This is a genomic window from Mesorhizobium sp. M0496, assembly GCF_040321205.1.
Classification (GTDB): Bacteria; Pseudomonadota; Alphaproteobacteria; order Rhizobiales; family Rhizobiaceae; genus Mesorhizobium.
Genome location: NZ_JAMYRC010000003.1, coordinates 199,294 through 216,175 on the forward strand (window position 1 = coordinate 199,294; position 16,882 = coordinate 216,175).

A 16,882-nucleotide genomic window follows, 5' to 3' on the forward strand; every position below is an offset into this window, starting at 1 on the left:
ACAACCGTATGACGGTTGCGATTGGTCCAGCCGAAGGACTAGCTTGCCGCCGGCTCACAAGGAGAAATCATCATGGATCTCGGTATCAGCGGGAAGAAGGCCATTGTCTGCGCTTCGAGCAAGGGACTTGGGCGCGGTTGCGCCATGGCGCTGGCCGAGGCCGGCTGCGACATCGTCGTCAACGGGCGCAATGCAGAGCTGGTGGCGAAAACCGCCGCGGAGTTGCGCCAGCGCCATGGCGTCAGGGTGACGGAAGTCGTTGGCGACGTTTCCAAGCCCGAGGTGCAGAAGGCGCTGCTCGCGGCCTGCCCGGACCCGGATATCCTCGTAAACAACAACGGCGGACCGCCGCTTCGCGATTTTCGCACGCTCGACCGCGAAAAGATCCTCGAAGGCGTCACCCAGAACATGGTGACGCCGATCGAGCTGGTTCAGGCTGTCCTCGACGGCATGGCGGCGCGCGGCTTCGGCCGCATCGTCAACATCACCTCGCTATCGGTCTACGTGCCCATTCCAGGCCTAGATCTGTCGTCCGGCGCGCGCGCTGGCCTGACCTCGTTCCTGGCCGGCGTGGCGCGGACGGTGGCGGATCGCAACGTGACCATCAACAGTCTTTTACCGGGCAAGCTCGATACCGACCGGCTGCGCGGGCCGCACGAGGCCGGCACATCAGAGGATCCTGCCGCCGCAGCAGCCCGCAAGACGCGCATCAGCGCCGATGTTCCGGCCAAGCGGCTCGGCACGCCGGAGGAATTCGGCCAGATCTGCGCTTTCCTGTGCTCGGTCCATGCCGGCTATCTGACCGGGCAGAACATACCGGTCGATGGCGGTCTCTACGTCAGCGCCTTTTGATCGACGCGCCTGCCGACCAGCAGCAAACATTTGCGATAAAATCGGCATAAGCACTTGATAGACAATGGTTTTCTATGGGCCGCAGGGTAAAGCCGCCGGCGCGTCAATTAGCGTCGCGAAAAACCTCGGCTGCATGCTAAAAGGGAATCTCCAGGCAGATTTCGAGGGAGCGGCCGCATGGAAGGCGAGAGCAAAAAGACGGCACGTTCGGACCTCGACGAAGCCGCCCTCTACTTCCACAAGCATCCAAGGCCGGGAAAGCTCGAGATCCAGGCGACCAAGCCGCTCGGTAACCAGCGCGATCTCGCGCTCGCCTATTCGCCTGGTGTCGCCGCCCCTTGCCTGGAAATCCGCGACGATCCGGCGACCGCCGCCGACTATACCGCGCGCGCCAATCTGGTTGGTGTCGTCTCCAACGGTTCGGCGGTGCTCGGCCTCGGCAATATCGGCCCGCTGGCCTCCAAGCCGGTCATGGAGGGCAAGGCTGTCCTGTTCAAGAAGTTCGCCGGTATCGACGTCTTCGACATCGAGATCGACGCGCCCGGCATCGAGCGCATGGTCGAGACGATCTCGGCGCTGGAGCCGACCTTCGGCGGCATCAACCTCGAGGACATCAAGGCACCGGAGTGCTTCGAGGTAGAGGAGCAGTTGAAGGCCCGCATGGGCATACCGGTGTTTCACGACGATCAGCACGGCACCGCCATCATCGTCGCCGCCGCCGTGCTCAACGGGTTGGAATTCGCCAGCAAGACCATATCGGACATCAAGATCGTCACCTCAGGCGCCGGCGCGGCGGCCTTGGCTTGCCTCAACCTGCTGGTCTCGCTCGGCGCGCGTGTCGAAAACATCTGGGTCACCGACCGTTTCGGTGTCGCCTACAAGGGCCGCACCGACGAGATGGACCGCTGGAAAGACCCTTATGTGAAGGATACCGAGGCGCGCACGCTGGCTGATGTCATATCAGGCGCCGACGTCTTCCTCGGCCTGTCGGCCGCAGGCGTGCTGAAGCCGGAACTGCTCCAGCACATGGCGCCAAAGCCGCTAATCCTGGCGCTGGCCAACCCCAATCCGGAGATCATGCCGGAGGTGGCGCGCGCGGCGCGTCCCGACGCGATGATCTGCACTGGCCGTTCCGATTTTCCCAACCAGGTCAATAACGTACTGTGTTTTCCTTACATCTTTCGCGGTGCGCTTGACTGTGGTGCCAGCGCCATCAACGAGGAGATGAAGATGGCAGCGGTGCGGGCGATCGCAGCGCTCGCCCGTGAAGAACCGTCCGATGTCGCGGCTCGCGCCTATTCCGGCGAGACGCCGATCTTCGGCCCCGAGTTCCTGATCCCCTCGCCTTTCGATCCGCGCCTGATCCTGCGCATCGCCCCGGCCGTCGCCAAGGCTGCCTGCGACACCGGTGTCGCGACAAGGCCGATCACCGACTTCGCCGCCTATATCGACAAACTGAACCGCTTCGTCTTCCGCTCCGGCCTGGTGATGAAGCCGGTTTTCTCGTCCGCCAAGGCGTCGAGCGCCAAGCGCGTCATTTATGCCGACGGCGAGGACGAGCGCGTGCTGCGCGCCGCCCAGGTGGTACTCGAGGAAGGCATCGCCGAGCCGATCCTGATCGGCCGCCCGCATGTCATCGAAGTGCGCCTGAAACGCTATGGCTTGCGCATCAAGCCCGGCGTCGATTTCGGCCTGATCAACCCGGAAGACGATCCGCGCTATCGCCACTATGTCGACCTGCTGATCGAACTCGCCGGCCGGCGCGGCGTGACGACGGAGGCCGCGCGCACCATGGTGCGCACTGACAACACGGTGATCGCAGCGCTTGCACTGAAGCGCGGCGATGCCGACGCCATGGTCTGCGGCCTCGAAGGCCGCTTCGAGCGGCATCTGCGCAACGTCACCCTGATCATCGGCCCGCGCACCGGCGTTAGGGATCGCGATCTCTCGACGCTGTCCATGCTGATCTCGCAGCGCGGCATCATTTTCCTGACCGACACGCACGTCTCCGTCGATCCGACGGCCGAGGAGATCGCCGAGATGACGGTACTGGCGGCGGAAGAAATCCAGCGCTTCGGCATCGAGCCGAAGGCAGCACTCCTGTCGCATTCGGATTTCGGTTCGCGCGATTCACCCAGCGCGCTCAAGATGCGGCAAGCGGCAGCGATCCTGGCGCGCATCGCGCCCGAGTTGGAGTGCGACGGCGAGATGCATGCCGATTCCGCTTTGTCGGAGCATCTGCGCCAGCGCGTCTATCCGCACTCGCGGCTGAAGGGCGAAGCCAATCTGCTGGTGTTCCCCAATCTCGATTCGGCCAACATTACGCTGACCGCGCTCAGAACCATGATGGATGCGCTGCATGTCGGGCCGATCCTGCTCGGCACGGACATGCCGGCGCACATATTGACGCCGTCGGTCACCTCGCGCGGCGTCGTCAACATGACGGCGCTTGCCGTGGTCGAAGCCGCCCACAAGGCGCAGGCGGTCGTCAATCTGGGCTGAACGCGGATTTCGCGATAAACTGCAGTTAACCGCGAACACGATAGCCTTGCGGGCCAACGGGCGGGATTTGGGCAGGCGGAGTTTGGGCGGATGGCAAGCGGAGGGTGGAAGCAGGCGCATACTGCCGTGCTGCTCGGCCTCCTGCTGTCCAGCGCCTGGGTGGCCGAACCGCAGGCCGCGTCGCGGGTCTGCCGCCAGTTGGAGGCCGATCTTGCCGCGGCCTCACGCAGTGGCGGTGGTGGTCCGGCACTGATCAGGAAATACGATTCCGCAATTGCCAGGCAGCATGAGCAGATATCAAAAGCCCGCAGCCAGGCGAGCCGGGCCGGGTGCGGCTTTTCGCTGTTTGGCCGCAACCTCAATCAATGCGCCGGGCTCAACGCTACCATCGACCGCATGAATGCCAATCTCGACGCCCTGCAAAACAAGCGCGAGCGGATGGCCGGCGGTGGCTCGCGCCGTGACCGCGGACGCATCCTTGCGGCACTTGATGCCAATGGCTGCCGTAACGACACCGTTGCGCCACGCCGTGCTCCCCTCCAGGAAGCCAACCGCGACGGCGGCAGCACAAACCTGTTCGACCAGCTTTTCGGCGGCAACAGCCAGCAGCTCGATACGCTCGATAATACACTTGACCAGCCTGACGATCCCGGCGAGGAGCGCGACGTTCGCCGGGTGCTCAACCGGCCCGGCGTACCGGACTTTCCGAGCGTCGGCGGTGAATTCCACACTTCCTGTGTGCGCACCTGCGACGGATACTTCTTTCCGATGTCGAACTCGGCCTCGGCAGGCGATTTCGAACGCGACCAGAAGAATTGCGAATCGAGCTGCCCCGGCACCGAGATGCAGGTTTTCTACTCGCGCGGCATGGACGACGATTCGGCCTCGATGACGTCGTCGGTCACCGGCCGGCCCTACAGCGAATTGCCGACCGCCTATCTCTACAAGCAGCCCGACATGTCGCGGCCGCCGGCTTGCGGCTGCAACGCCGCCGCGCAGGGCTTCCAGATCATCGCCGGCAACCCGCCAAGCCCGGAGCAATCGCAGCCCGAAACGGACGCTGCACCGTTCATCCCAGTCCCCGTTTCCAAGCCAGACCCGGGCGTTGATCCGGAAACCCTTGCAAATCTCGAAGGCGGACTCGACCGCGACGCCATAAAACGGCTTTCCGCCAAGCCGGTGACCTCGCCGGTGTCCGCGCTGCCGCCGGAACAACGCAAAATCAGGGTCGTCGGGCCAACGTTCCTTCCCGACCCATCAGCGGCAATAGATCTGCAAGCTCCGGCCCCGAAGGCAGTCCGGTAAGGGCTGTTCTGAGCGGCATGAACAGGGCTTTGCCTTTGCGGCCGGTCGCTTCCCTGATCTTGCCCGTCCAGTCTTTCCAGATCGTCCCGTTCCAGGGTTCCTCCGGCAACAGATCGAAGGCCTGACCAAGAAAATCGCGGTCGTCATCGGAAAATTCCGGCTTCTCCTGCGGTCCTTCGCGCACGATACGCCACCAGTTGACCGCATCGGCCAGCCGATCGAGATTGCCTCGCACCGCCAGCCAGAACGGTTCGGCCTGCTCGCCCGAAACGCCGAGCACGATCAGCCGGTCTTGCGCCTCGGCGAACGGCATATGATGCAGCAGTGTCCGGTTGAGCACGAACAGCTCGTCAGGGTCGAACTTGGCCGCGGATTTCGATGTCGCCGCAGGATCAAAGCGCTCCGCGAGTTCACCCATAGTCGGCACCGCCGCGACATTCTCCGAGGTGCCGACCAGCACGGCCAGCGAGGCGACGGCCATCGGCTCGATGCCGTCCTCGCGCAGGCTTTCGATGGAGAGCGCGCCGGTGCGTTTCGACAGTCCTTCGCCCGATGCCGTGGTCAACAGGTTGTGGTGGCCGAACACCGGCGACACGGCAGCCAGTGCCTGGAACAGGGCAATCTGCACGCCGGTATTGGTGACGTGGTCGTCGCCACGGATGACATGGCTGACGCCCATCTCGATGTCGTCGACCACTGAGGGCAGCGTATAGAGATAGGTGCCGTCCTCGCGCACCAGCACCGGATCGGAAAGCGAGGCGAGGTCGACGGTTTCCTCGCCGCGCACCAGATCGTTCCAGTGGATTTCGGTGCGTTCCGGCTGTTGCGGATCGCCCGAGAAATTGGGGAGGAGAAAACGCCAGTGCGGCCGGCGGCCATCGGCCTGGTATTCGGCGATCTGCTCTTGGGTCAACGTCAGCGCCTCACGACCATAGACCGGCGGCAGGCCGCGCGTTCGGCGCACCTTGCGCCTGAGATCCAGTTCCTCCGGCGTTTCGTAGCAGGCATAGAGAACGCCTGATGCCTTCAGCCTCTCAACCGCTGCGTCATAGACCTCGAAGCGTCGCGACTGGTACTCGGTGGCGTCCGGGAAAATGCCCAGCCAATGCAGATCGTAGAGTATCGCGTCTGAAAATTCCTGCTTCGAGCGGGCAATGTCGGTGTCGTCGAAGCGCTGGATGAAGCGGCCCTTGTTGTTCATGGCAAACAGCCAGTTGAACAGAGCCGTGCGCGCATTGCCGATATGGATGCGGCCGGTTGGCGACGGGGCGAAACGAACGGTAACTGTCATGAGTGGGGCGTACCGGATGCTTTTGCGATTGACAAGACGCGCCCCCGCGCTGCCCGGCAGACATAGAACATGGCGAACGCGATGAAAAGGCCGGGGTGGCGCGTCTCAGGCGGCGCATAGGCGGCGGCCAGCCTGACGGCGCCCGCCTTGACCGAGCGCAGCCAGCCGATGGCGCCGACGAACAAGTTGTCGAAGGCAATCAGTGGCCGAAGTCGTCGGAACTAAGACGGGTCCAGCGGTCGCCCATCACCCCACCGATAAAGATGTCACCGGAGCGGACCGCTTCCGTGACCTCGGCGATTCGCGAGCGGACCATCGTCCCCCCGGCATAGCGGAAGAAGAGATTCTTGTAGCCAAAGAGTTGAGGCATGAATCTGCTCTGCGTCTGCCCCGTGATGCCCACGCAGCCCATATCCCACGCGGCCGCGATAAGCCCATCCAGCGTCGCGCGCCAGTGAGATCCGGACGACTGGATTTGCAACAGGTTCGCGATGTCGCCGGCTTGACCGTAGAAGGCATAACAACCGAGCATTTTGCCCGTTTCGCCGTAAGTCCCACCGAAATGAAGCGGGCCGTCGGCCCGCTTCACGGCGGCCAGCGCGAGCAGCCGTGGCAACTCGCCATCCTTCCAACTCGGCCGAAGAGCGTAATCGGACAGCAAGGTCGGCAGCCGCTCGGCAAATTGCGCGGCATCGATCGTCTCACGGTGGACGCGTTGCGACGATGAAAGCTGGACGGGGGGCTCGAACCTTCTTTTCGCAAGAGCATCGAGTGCTCTCGCGCAGGGATCGAGTGCCAAGCGAGGCAGGCCGGGCCATTTACGGTGCAGTGCGGAGGCGGCCATCGCGGCCGGCCGGAAAATACAGGTCCATCCCAGACAATGCACAGGCAGGAGCTGATACTTCATCGGGCGCGCGAAGGCCAGAGATGTCCGGTTGGCCGAATCGGTCAGTTGCAGATCGAATTCGCCTTGGTGCAAGGCACGCAGCAATTGCGGTCCCGCCGAGCCATCGTCGGTGCCGGGGTCGGCCATGAGCGGACCGATGATGGCCGCATTCAATGCCGCTCCGTTAAGCTCGTAGCGGGCTTTCAGGACGCCGAGGAACCCACCCAGACGACCCTGCCGGTTAATCTGGACAAGAGCGTTACTGGCACCGGACTGGCCGGCTGGGCCAAGATAAATCTCTCTCATATACTCGGTCGTCTCCGCGATCGCGCGATCGAGGAGATGACGCCGCCGCCGGCGAAACTTCGTCAGGAAGAGTTCGGCGACGCGCTCGAGATCTTCGGCAGCGAGCGGCCGGACCGAGCCGTGCTGAGAGTCCAGCACCGACGGCGCAGCCACCTTTCCCGGACCGGCATTTGCGGAAACAAGATGCATCGTGAAAACCGCTTGAGGTTGCTTTGATATGCATATATCAACCACCGATAGAAACAACGCATCTCCATCGGTAACGTAAACAGACGTCCCAAACTCAGAATCTGGAATGGACTTCACAGTCCGGTTTGCTCGACCGGCACACGCTGAGTGACAGGACTAGAGGTGACCCCCGGCCAAAGCCGGAGGCCTCCTCAGATCAGACAGCCAGACCCTTGGTCAGTTCCAGCGCCTGGCGCTCGAACAGGCGACGGTAGATGCCGCCTTTCAGCCGGATCAGTTCGTCATGCGAGCCTTCCTCGACAATGTTTCCGCGATCGAAAACCAGCAGCCGGTCAAGCGCCCGCACCGTCGAAAGCCGGTGCGCGATGACCAATGTGGTGCGGCCGACCATCAGCCGCTCCATCGCCTGCTGGATCAGCACCTCCGATTCCGAATCGAGGCTCGATGTCGCCTCGTCCAGGATCAGGATGCGCGCATCGGCAAGAAAGGCGCGCGCGATCGCCACGCGCTGACGCTCGCCGCCCGACAGTTTCACACCGCGTTCGCCGACCAGAGTGCCGTAGCCCTTCGGCAGGTTGGTGATGAAATCATGCGCGCTCGCCAGCTTTGCGGCGTGCTCGATCTCATCCTGCGTCGCGCTCGGCCTGCTATAGGCGATGTTCTCGGCCAGCGACCGATGGAACAGGATCGGTTCCTGCTGGACGATGGCGATCTGCCCGCGCAGCGACGCTTGCGCTACCTGCGAGATGTCCTGACCGTCGACCAGGATCTTTCCCGCATTCACGTCATAGAGGCGCTGGATCAGCTTGACGAAGGTCGTCTTGCCCGATCCCGAATGGCCGACTAGCCCGACACGTTCACCCGGCGCGATGTCGACCGAAAAGTCACGGTAGAGCGCCGATCGGTGACTGCCATAGTGAAAAGTGACGTCGTCGAAGCGGATAGCCCCTTCAGTGATCCGGATCGGCTTGGCGCCGCGCCGGTCTTCGATGCCGAGCGGTTCGGACTGGAAATCGACCAGCTCCTCCATGTCGTTGATCGAGCGCTGCAGATTGCGGATATGCGTGCCGATATCCCTGAGATAGCCCTGCAGCACGAAGAGCGAGGTCAGCACGAAGGCGACGTCGCCGGCGCTCGCCTGTCCCCACGACCACAGCATCAGCGCCAGGCCGATCACCGCGGCCCGCATGACCAGCAGCAGCGCCCCTTGCGTGGTGCCGTTGATGGTGCCGCGCACCCAGGTGCGGCGCGTGCGCGCACGCCATTTGGCGACGACCCTGGCGAGGCGACGCTCCTCGCGCTCCTCGGCGCCAAAGCCCTTGACCACGGCGTTGCAGCTCACCGCGTCGGCCAGCGAGCCGCCGAGGCGCGTGTCCCAGGTGTTCGCGAGCCTTGCCGCCGGGGCGACATAGCCAAGCGACAGCATCGTCGTGACCATGATGAACAGCATCGAACCGGCGGCGACGACCGCGCCCATCAGCGGCCAGAACCAGCCGAGCAGCAGCGTCGAGCCGACCAGCATGACGACGGACGGCAGCAGCGCGATGAGGATCGTGTCGTTGAGCAAGTCGAGCGCCCACATGCCGCGTGTCACCTTGCGCACGGTCGAGCCGGCAAAGCTGTTGGCATGCCAGTCGGTGGAAAAGCGCTGGACGCGATGGAAGGCGTCGGCGGCGATATCCGCCATCATTTTCAACGTCAATTCGACGATGCCCATGAAGGCAAGGTTGCGCAAAACAACGCCGGTCAATGCAAGGGCCATCAGCATCGAAAACGCCGTCACCGCGGCATTCCAGGCAATGGCGTCCGCGCCGGCGCTGCTGGCGACAGCGTCGACCAACCGGCCGGAATAGAGCGGCGTCAGGACGTCGGCCAGCGTCGACAGCAGGAAGCCGCCCATGATGAGCAAAAGCCGCCACGGCTGGCGCCGCCAATGGGTGAGCGTGAAGCCAAGAACGCTGCGAAAGGCGCTCGCGCGCAAATCGATTCGAAAACGAGCCATGATGTCATTCGGGCGCAAACGAGCCCGATCCCAGTAAAGTCGAAAATTGAAGAAGCCGCGCAAGGGGCCAATGAGCGCCCAGAAAGCGGAGTGGCATATTTGGCGTCTCGCCCGTAATCGGGCGGCGACCGGCATCGGCATAAGCCTGTGCTCGATCCGGCTTCCGTGAGAGGACAAAACCCTCGCGGAGCGCCCGATGAGACCTAGGCTTCGCGGCCTCGCATTACCATTTGAAATACTGCCATTCGGACCTCCCGCAAATGAATCGCGGAGACGTCCTTATAGAGACGCGCAGATGCATCGCCAAGATCAGTACACGCCAAAAGCGTATCTGGTCCAACCACTGCGATTATTTTGCAACAATGTCGGCGCCGCGTGTCTCACCCAGGAATGCGATCCAGGCGCATGTAGCGGCCATCGGTCGATGGCTTGAACCCAAGCTTTTCATACAAACCATGGGCGTCGCTGGTCGACAGGCTCCAATGGAAAACAGTCCTGACTTCAGGATGATCGATCAGGGCCTGGACGAGGCGTCCACCTATGCCCTGCCCGCGGTTCTCCGGCCAGATGATGATGTCGGCGAGATATGCGAACACCGTGCGATCGGTGATTGCCCGGCCGAAGCCGACTTGCTTGCCATCGATGTAAGCGCCGACGCAAAGCGAATTGGCAAAGGCGCGACGATGGACTTCGTCACTGCATCCAACGCCCCAATAGCTTGCCATCAGCAGGTCGGATGTCGCCCGGAAATCGATCCGTGACAGGTCGAAGCTGATTTCACAGTCGGGCATGGCTATCTCCGGTCGAGGCCGCCGTGCGCCTTCCGTGTCTAACCGCCATCTCTGAAGCGGTTGGTAATGGGGTAGCGGCGGTCGCGGCCGAAATTCTTCTTGGTGATCTTCACGCCCGGAGCCGCCTGCCGGCGCTTGTATTCGGCGATGTAGAGCAAGTGCTCGATGCGCGTCACCGTTGCCCGGTCATGGCCGCGCGCAACGATGTCGTCGACGCCCATCTCGTTTTCGACCAGGCATTCGAGAATGTCGTCCAGCACCGGATAGGGCGGCAGCGAGTCCTGGTCGGTCTGGTTCTCGCGCAATTCCGCCGATGGCGCCTTGTCGATGATGTTCTTCGGGATCACCTCGCCCGACGGCCCGAGCGCGCCCGGCGGCACATGGCTGTTGCGCCAGCGCGACAGAGCATAGACCTGCATCTTGTAGAGATCCTTGATCGGATTGAAGCCACCGTTCATGTCACCGTAGAGCGTGGCGTAGCCGACCGACATCTCGCTCTTGTTGCCGGTGGTGACGACCATCGAGCCAAATTTGTTGGAGATCGCCATCAGTATGGTGCCGCGCGCGCGGCTCTGCAAATTCTCCTCGGTGATGCCTTCCTTGGTGCCTTCGAACATCTGCGTCAACGTATGCAGAAAGCCCTCGACCGGCTCGAAGATCGGCACGATGTCATAGCGGCAGCCGAGCGCACGGGCGCAATCCTCGGCGTCCTTCAGCGAGTCCTTCGAGGTATAGCGGTAAGGCATCATCACCGCGCGCAGGCGTTCTTCGCCGAGCGCATCGACGGCAAGGGCGGCGCAGATCGCCGAATCGATGCCGCCCGAGAGACCGAGCACGACGTTCTTGAAGCCGTTCTTGTTGACGTAGTCGCGCAGGCCCAGCATGCAGGCGCGATAATCCGCCTCCTCGCGGTCCGGGATCTTCGACATCGGCCCTTCCGAGCAAACCCAGTGATCGCCTTGACGCTTCCAGGTGGTGACGTCGACCGCTTCCTCGAACTGGCTCATCTGGAAGGCCAGTGTCTTGTCGGCGCCAATGGCAAACGACGCGCCATCAAAGATCAGCTCGTCCTGGCCGCCAAGCTGGTTGGCGTAGATCATCGGCAGTCCGCACTCGATGACCTGGCGGATGACGACCTGGTGGCGGACATCGATCTTGGCGCGATAATAGGGCGAGCCATTCGGCACCAGCAGGATTTCCGCCCCGCTTTCGGCCAGCGTCTCGCATATGTCGACATCGCCCCAGATGTCCTCGCAGATCGGAACTCCGATCCGCACGCCGCGGAAATTGACCGGCCCCTGAATTTCGGGCCCGGCCTGGAAAACGCGCTTCTCGTCGAATTCGCCGTAATTCGGCAGATCGAGCTTGTAGCGCTCGGCGATGATCTTGCCGCCATCGGCGAAGACAATCGAATTGTGCGTGCCGCTCTTGCGCTTCAATGGCGTGCCGATGATGACGCCCGGACCGCCGTCGGCGGTATCGGCGGCAAAGTCCTGTGCCGCCTTTTCGCAGGCCTTCAGGAAAGCCGGCTTCAGCACCAGATCTTCCGGCGGATAGCCGGCGAGGAAAAGCTCGGTATAGAGAACGAGATCGGCGCCCTGGCGGGCGGCATCCGCCCTCGCCTCGCGGGCCTTGGCGAGATTGCCAGCAATGTCGCCGACTGTCGGATTAAGCTGGGCGATCGCGATGCGCAGGATGTCGAGGTTCTTGGTCATGCCTGCTGACTTAGCGCGGCAAATTTCACCGGGCAATGGCGTTCGTTTGGACCACTCCGGCCGATTGTGGCCGCACTGCCGGCGATCAGTCGTCACCCATATATTCGCGCAACGATTGCGGAGAATGGTTCTCCCCGATCGACATCGCCAGGATGCGCGATATGTGGCGGCGCGGCAGACGTGTCTGCGCCGCCCACTGATTGATCTGGGCCTGGATCTTGTCGAGATCTCTCTTCGAGGTCGGGCTTTCGGCGATTTCGAGCCCCGAGTCGCGCAATGCCGCCGCCATATCGCCCGAAATGACGAAGGCATCCCAGCCTAGCCAGCGCAGGAAATACTGGCCGGTGTTGCCGCCGAGCCGGCTGCCATGTTTGCCGAGATAGGCCATCAGCCCGACTTGGTCGTCGGCCGGCCAGTTGGCGAGGAATTCGCCGAAGCCACCATGCTCCTTCGACACGCGCTCGACGAAGGCAGCGTTGTCGCGAACGGATTTGATCTTCTGCGGATTGCGCACGATGCGCTGGTCGGAAGTCAGATCGTGCCAGAAATCATCGGGCTGAAACAACAGCCGTTTCGGCTCGAAGTGGAGAAACGCCTCTTCGAAGCCCGGCCATTTCTGTTCGATGACGCGCCAGACGAAACCGGCGGCAAAGACGCGCTCGGCCATAACAGACAGAATGCGATCGTCCGCGATCTCTGCCACGGCGGCATTGTCGGGCGCCGGGCCCAGCAGCGACGTCAGTTCCTCTTCGCCGCCTTTGCGTTTTGCAGCGCGTGCGCGGATTTTTGCGAAATTGGGCATTCTGCTTGCATCCTCACGTCCTGCTTTTGACGAACCGGCATCTTCCTATATGGAAACCAGGCTGCCAAGCCGATGCTTTGTATGGAGACATCCATGAACAAGACCGTGCCCGAACTGGCCAATCGCTGGCTGAGGCGAAACCCGGAGAATTTGAGCGAGCTTGAGAGGCGGGTGCTGCAAAGCACCGTCGACCGCAAGCCCATAGCACAGGACATCAATGACAATCTTGCCGGTCTTCAGGGTGCGGGCGACCGTATCGCCGACGCCATAGCGCGCGTCGGCGGCTCGTGGACGTTCATCCTCTCCTTCATCGCCTTCCTGATCCTCTGGATCGGCGCCAATTGGTGGCTGCTGGGGCGAGAGTCGTTCGACCCCTACCCTTTCATCTTCCTCAACCTCGTCCTCTCGATGATCGCCGCCTTGCAGGCACCGGTGATCATGATGTCGCAGAACCGTCAGGCGGCGCGCGACCGCATCGACGCCGCCCACGACTACGAGGTCAACCTCAAGGCCGAGATCGAGATCATGGCGCTGCATGAAAAACTGGATGAACTCCGCCACGGCCAGATCCTCGGCATGCGCGACGAGATCGTGCGACTGGCCGATCTCGTCAAGCGGATCGACGAAAGGCTGTCTTCGCAGTCGACTTCATGACCGACGCGATCCATCATTTCATCGAACAATACGGGCTGCTCGCGGTCTTTCTGGGCTGCGTCGCCGAAGGTGAAAGTGCCGCTATCCTCGGCGGCTTCTTCGCCCACCAGAACGTCTTCGTGCCGTGGCACGCCTTTGTCGCGGCAGCCCTTGGCGCCTTTGCCGGCGACACGTTCTTCTTCATCCTTGGACGAAGCTTTGCCAACCATCCCTATGTCGTCAGACTGAGCAAGCGGCCCGGTTTCCGCCGCGCCTATCGCCTGCTTAACTCGCACCCCAACATCTTCGTGCTGTCGAACCGTTATGTCTACGGCATGCGCCTGGTCGGCGGCATCGCGGCCGGCCTTTCCACCATCGCGGCGCCGCGCTTCGTCATCCTCAACGCCATTTCATCGGCGATCTGGGCGGTGCTGTTCGGCACGATCGGTTATGTCTTTGGACTGGGGGCCGAGCACTTCATCGGCCAGGCGTTCATGCGTCACGAACGGTTGTTGGTCGGGCTTGGCATCGGCCTGACCGTGGCGATCCTTGCTTGGTTCGTCGCCCGTCACATCGCCAAGAGAGAGCGCGCCAAGGAGAGCTGACGTCAATCAACGCCGAGCGCCACATCACCCCGATCGAGGATCAGCGGGATGATAAGGTCTTCCTCGTCGGCAAGATGCCGGCTCAGCATGGCGATCAGCCGGCTGTTTTCATTAGCATAGGCGTCGGCGGCGAAGCGCTGTCTGTCCTCGCTCTCCTGAAGCGTCTTGATGAAGGCGTTGGCCGCCTCGGCATTGCGCTCCAGCCCTTCGTGGATCGAGTGATGGTCGGCATCGAGTATCTCGAAGCCGCGCTTCAGCCGGGGCTCGGCCTTGGTGAAGACCGGGAAATATTGGTAATCCTCGACATTGTGGTGGCCGTCGAGATTGCCGAGAAAATGATTGAGGCGCGGCGCGAACCAGCGCGCGAAGTCGGGGGCCGTCAGCCTGCCCTCGCGGTAGTCGCCGATACCGTTGGTCAGCATGCCGCCGAGTTCGCGGAACATGTCGTGCCGCTGCAGCCACATATTGGCGATGCCGTGGATGTTGGCATGGCCTTGCCAGTTTTCACGCGGGTATTTCTCAGCAAGCCAGCGCAGATCGTCCGGCAGTCCAGCTCGTTCGAGAAGCAGAGTTTTTGTGGCCTCATACATGACATTTCCTCAGACCATGATCCCGAAAAGTCGACACCACTTTTCGGAATGAATCTGGGGCGGGATCAGGTCGGGGTAACCGTCATATAGGAGCCGAAGTGTTAGATCGGTAGGCCCGTGATCCGCTCGATGATGGCGATGCCCCAGACACCGGCGACGATGAGCACCGAAATCAGCACCGCCAGCGAACCGCAGTCCTTCGCCAGTTGGATGTCGACATTGAACTCGCGGCTGAAGGCATCGCATGCCGCCTCGATGCCGGTGTTCAGCACTTCGACCAGGATCAGCAGCAGCACCGCGCCGATCAACAAGGCATAGCCGCGCCATGAGATCGAAACGAACCAGCCGAGCGGCAAGGCAAGCGCAAGCAGCACCAGTTCCTGCTGGAAAGCCTTCTCGCCGGCGGCCAGCTTGCGAAACGCCCGCACCGAATTGAAATAAGCGCCGATCAGCCGCTGCATGCCAAACCCCTTTCCGAATCACCGGCACGGGATAATGCAATTGCTGGCCAGATCAACGAAATAAGGCGATTTTTCCAAGAATCATTCGGCGACCGGTATGGACGGTGTCGATTTTTCAAACTGTGGCAGGCCGTCGTCGATCGAATAATAGTCGCCCTTGTCGCCGACGAAAATATGGCATTCGCCCTCAAGGCCTGTCGGCTTGTCGAACGACCCCGCCATGACTGAAATGTAGTCCTGGTCTCGCGGCTTCCAGAACAGCACCGACCCGCACGCTTTGCAAAAACCGCGCCTGGCGAAGGCGGATGCCTCGTACCAGGTGATGCTTTCCGTGCCTTCGATCACGATGTCGGCGTTGGCAACATTGGTCGCGGCGTAGAAATGTCCGCTCTGCTTGCGGCATTGCGAGCAATGACAATAGACGACGCCACGTAGCGCTCCGTGCGTTCTGAAGCGGACCGCTCCGCACAGACACGATCCTCGATGACTGTCGCTCATGTCGACCCCTTCTTGAAGAAAACTCTGCTTGGCCCGAGCATCGCCATCAGGATTCCAGCTTTGCGGTGGCCACGCGCAAGCAAATGCGACATGTGCTGGCGCGGCGAATCCGAAATTCAGTTTCATTTTTGAGAGTGCAATGCGCGAATTCCGGATTCAGCGCCATCAAACTGGCGTTGTCACCTCTCCGGTTTTTTAAATTAAGGAAACTTTAGCGCGGGCGCATTTATAGTCACGGCAAGCGAAGGCCGTAGGTGGGGACGCGTCTCTTCGCAAATTGTTCTGGACTATCGGGTAGCATTCCCCAGGTCGGCGACACATGGAACCCGCAAACTCTGCGGCGGGATCCGAGGGGAAGAGTGATCAGAACATGCAGCCGGCAGCAGCCCCGACAGAACGAAGCACCGACATCGCAGCCACGGTTGTCGCCACAATGCGCCAACTGGGTGTGCTCGGCCTGCCGCGCAACTACGAGATCTTCTACGAGGCACTGAGCGGCACCAATCGCGACCTCAGCCTCGCCGTCGTTTCGCTGAGCAACCGGCCGACACAGGATGAACTGGACCAGATCGGGCGCACTTTCTTTGCCCATAACCATGGTCCCGGCATCGTCGAGCATGCCAGGGACGTCATTGCAAGGGAGCTTGAGGCGGTCGCTTCGCTGTTGCGGAGCGAGCGCAGCCACATCGAGAAATACGGCAGGATCCTCGATGAGACATCGAGCGGGCTCAGCGGCCGCAGCCTCCTGTCCCAGGATCTTTTGCAAAAGATCGCCAGCGCCATGGCGACTGCCACCAATTCGACGATCGATCACGGCCGGCAGGTGGCATCGATGCTCAGCGACAAGACGGCCGAACTCGAGAGCGTCAAGTCGAAGCTCGAAGAGTACAAGCGGCTGGCCGATACCGATCCCTTGACCCACATCTGGAATCGCCGCGCCTTCGACAAGGAAATCACCAGGATCTACAACAGCAACAAGGGTATCTTGTTCAACGCCCTGGTCCTTGCCGACATCGATCGCTTCAAGGACATCAACGATCGCTACGGCCACCCGGTCGGCGACAAGATCATCCAGATCATCGCCGACATTTTCCAGACCAGCATTCGCGGCGACATGTTCGTTGCCCGCACCGGCGGCGAGGAGTTCGCGCTGATCATCGAGGGCGCTAGCGAGGACGCCACCTACGAGATCGCCGAGCGCATTCGCGCCCTCATCGAGCAGACGGCGTTCACCAGCAGCCAGACCGGCACCAACTACGGCACCGTCACCGTCTCGATGGGCATCTGCATGGCATCCGAGGCCGAGGGGCCGGAAGATCTCTACACCAAGGCCGATCGGGCGCTCTATCGCTCGAAGGTCAGCGGCCGCAACCGCGTCACCAAGCACTCGACGATGGCCGGCCGGGCCGGCAAAAGCTGGCTGCTCTACAAGAAGGACTGAGCCTCCCGTCGAT

The 16,882-nt window shown here is 62.1% G+C and carries 15 protein-coding genes; 6 read left to right on the top strand and 9 right to left on the bottom strand.

Annotated elements, in window-relative coordinates; translation table 11 throughout:
• Positions 1-72 precede the first annotated feature (72 nt).
• The 3 genes from NKI73_RS05855 to NKI73_RS05865 all read left to right on the top strand — a co-directional run bounded on the left by NKI73_RS05855 (position 73) and on the right by NKI73_RS05865 (position 4,659).
• Positions 73-852 carry an SDR family oxidoreductase gene (locus tag NKI73_RS05855; RefSeq protein WP_352627898.1) on the top strand — a complete coding sequence of 260 codons (780 nt, stop codon included), beginning with the start codon at positions 73-75 and terminating at the stop codon, positions 850-852.
• A 177-nt stretch (positions 853-1,029) separates the two neighbouring features.
• Positions 1,030-3,354, top strand: coding sequence for an NADP-dependent malic enzyme (locus NKI73_RS05860; protein ID WP_352627899.1), 2,325 nt, complete (start codon positions 1,030-1,032; stop codon positions 3,352-3,354).
• A 90-nt stretch (positions 3,355-3,444) separates the two neighbouring features.
• Positions 3,445-4,659 carry a DUF2865 domain-containing protein gene (locus NKI73_RS05865; protein ID WP_352627900.1) on the top strand — a complete coding sequence of 405 codons (1,215 nt, stop codon included), beginning with the start codon at positions 3,445-3,447 and terminating at the stop codon, positions 4,657-4,659.
• On the opposite strand, the gene gltX is transcribed toward NKI73_RS05865, so the two are convergent.
• From gltX to NKI73_RS05895, 6 genes are all read right to left on the bottom strand, one after another.
• A complete protein-coding gene (gene gltX / locus NKI73_RS05870; protein ID WP_352627901.1) occupies positions 4,577-5,950 on the bottom strand; it encodes a glutamate--tRNA ligase in 1,374 nt (457 codons plus the stop codon). The genes NKI73_RS05865 and gltX overlap by 83 nt on opposite strands.
• A gap of 199 nt (positions 5,951-6,149) precedes the next feature.
• Positions 6,150-7,331, bottom strand: a complete 1,182-nt coding sequence (locus NKI73_RS05875) for a hypothetical protein (RefSeq protein WP_352627902.1) — start codon at positions 7,329-7,331, stop codon at positions 6,150-6,152.
• A 196-nt stretch (positions 7,332-7,527) separates the two neighbouring features.
• Complete coding sequence (locus tag NKI73_RS05880) at positions 7,528-9,333, bottom strand: ABC transporter ATP-binding protein (protein ID WP_352627903.1); 1,806 nt, start codon at positions 9,331-9,333, stop codon at positions 7,528-7,530.
• Positions 9,334-9,713: 380 nt separating this feature from the next.
• A complete protein-coding gene (locus tag NKI73_RS05885; RefSeq protein ID WP_352627904.1) occupies positions 9,714-10,124 on the bottom strand; it encodes a GNAT family N-acetyltransferase in 411 nt (136 codons plus the stop codon).
• A 38-nt stretch (positions 10,125-10,162) separates the two neighbouring features.
• On the bottom strand, positions 10,163-11,839 hold the full coding sequence (locus NKI73_RS05890; protein ID WP_352627905.1) for an NAD+ synthase: 1,677 nt from the start codon (positions 11,837-11,839) through the stop codon (positions 10,163-10,165).
• An 85-nt stretch (positions 11,840-11,924) separates the two neighbouring features.
• On the bottom strand, positions 11,925-12,641 hold the full coding sequence (locus NKI73_RS05895; RefSeq protein ID WP_352627906.1) for a DNA-3-methyladenine glycosylase I: 717 nt from the start codon (positions 12,639-12,641) through the stop codon (positions 11,925-11,927).
• Positions 12,642-12,734: 93 nt separating this feature from the next.
• Between NKI73_RS05895 and NKI73_RS05900 the strand changes: the two genes are divergently transcribed.
• Entirely contained in the window at positions 12,735-13,295 is a 561-nt protein-coding gene (locus tag NKI73_RS05900; protein WP_352627907.1) for a DUF1003 domain-containing protein, read from the top strand.
• Complete coding sequence (locus NKI73_RS05905) at positions 13,292-13,879, top strand: DedA family protein (RefSeq protein WP_352627908.1); 588 nt, start codon at positions 13,292-13,294, stop codon at positions 13,877-13,879. The genes NKI73_RS05900 and NKI73_RS05905 overlap by 4 nt, the downstream gene beginning before the upstream one ends.
• 2 nt (positions 13,880-13,881) lie before the next feature.
• Here the strand turns inward: NKI73_RS05905 and NKI73_RS05910 are convergent, their stop codons facing one another.
• From NKI73_RS05910 to NKI73_RS05920, 3 genes are all read right to left on the bottom strand, one after another.
• The gene (locus tag NKI73_RS05910; protein ID WP_352627909.1) at positions 13,882-14,469 is read right to left on the bottom strand and encodes a hemerythrin domain-containing protein; all 588 of its coding nucleotides are present in this window, start codon (positions 14,467-14,469) and stop codon (positions 13,882-13,884) included.
• Between the two features lie 101 nt (positions 14,470-14,570).
• A complete protein-coding gene (locus tag NKI73_RS05915) occupies positions 14,571-14,930 on the bottom strand; it encodes a diacylglycerol kinase (RefSeq protein ID WP_352627910.1) in 360 nt (119 codons plus the stop codon).
• Between the two features lie 81 nt (positions 14,931-15,011).
• The gene (locus NKI73_RS05920) at positions 15,012-15,428 is read right to left on the bottom strand and encodes a GFA family protein (RefSeq protein ID WP_352627911.1); all 417 of its coding nucleotides are present in this window, start codon (positions 15,426-15,428) and stop codon (positions 15,012-15,014) included.
• 370 nt (positions 15,429-15,798) lie between these two features.
• On the opposite strand from NKI73_RS05920, the gene NKI73_RS05925 reads away from it, so the two are divergent.
• Complete coding sequence (locus tag NKI73_RS05925; RefSeq protein ID WP_352627912.1) at positions 15,799-16,869, top strand: GGDEF domain-containing protein; 1,071 nt, start codon at positions 15,799-15,801, stop codon at positions 16,867-16,869.
• Positions 16,870-16,882 lie beyond the last annotated feature (13 nt).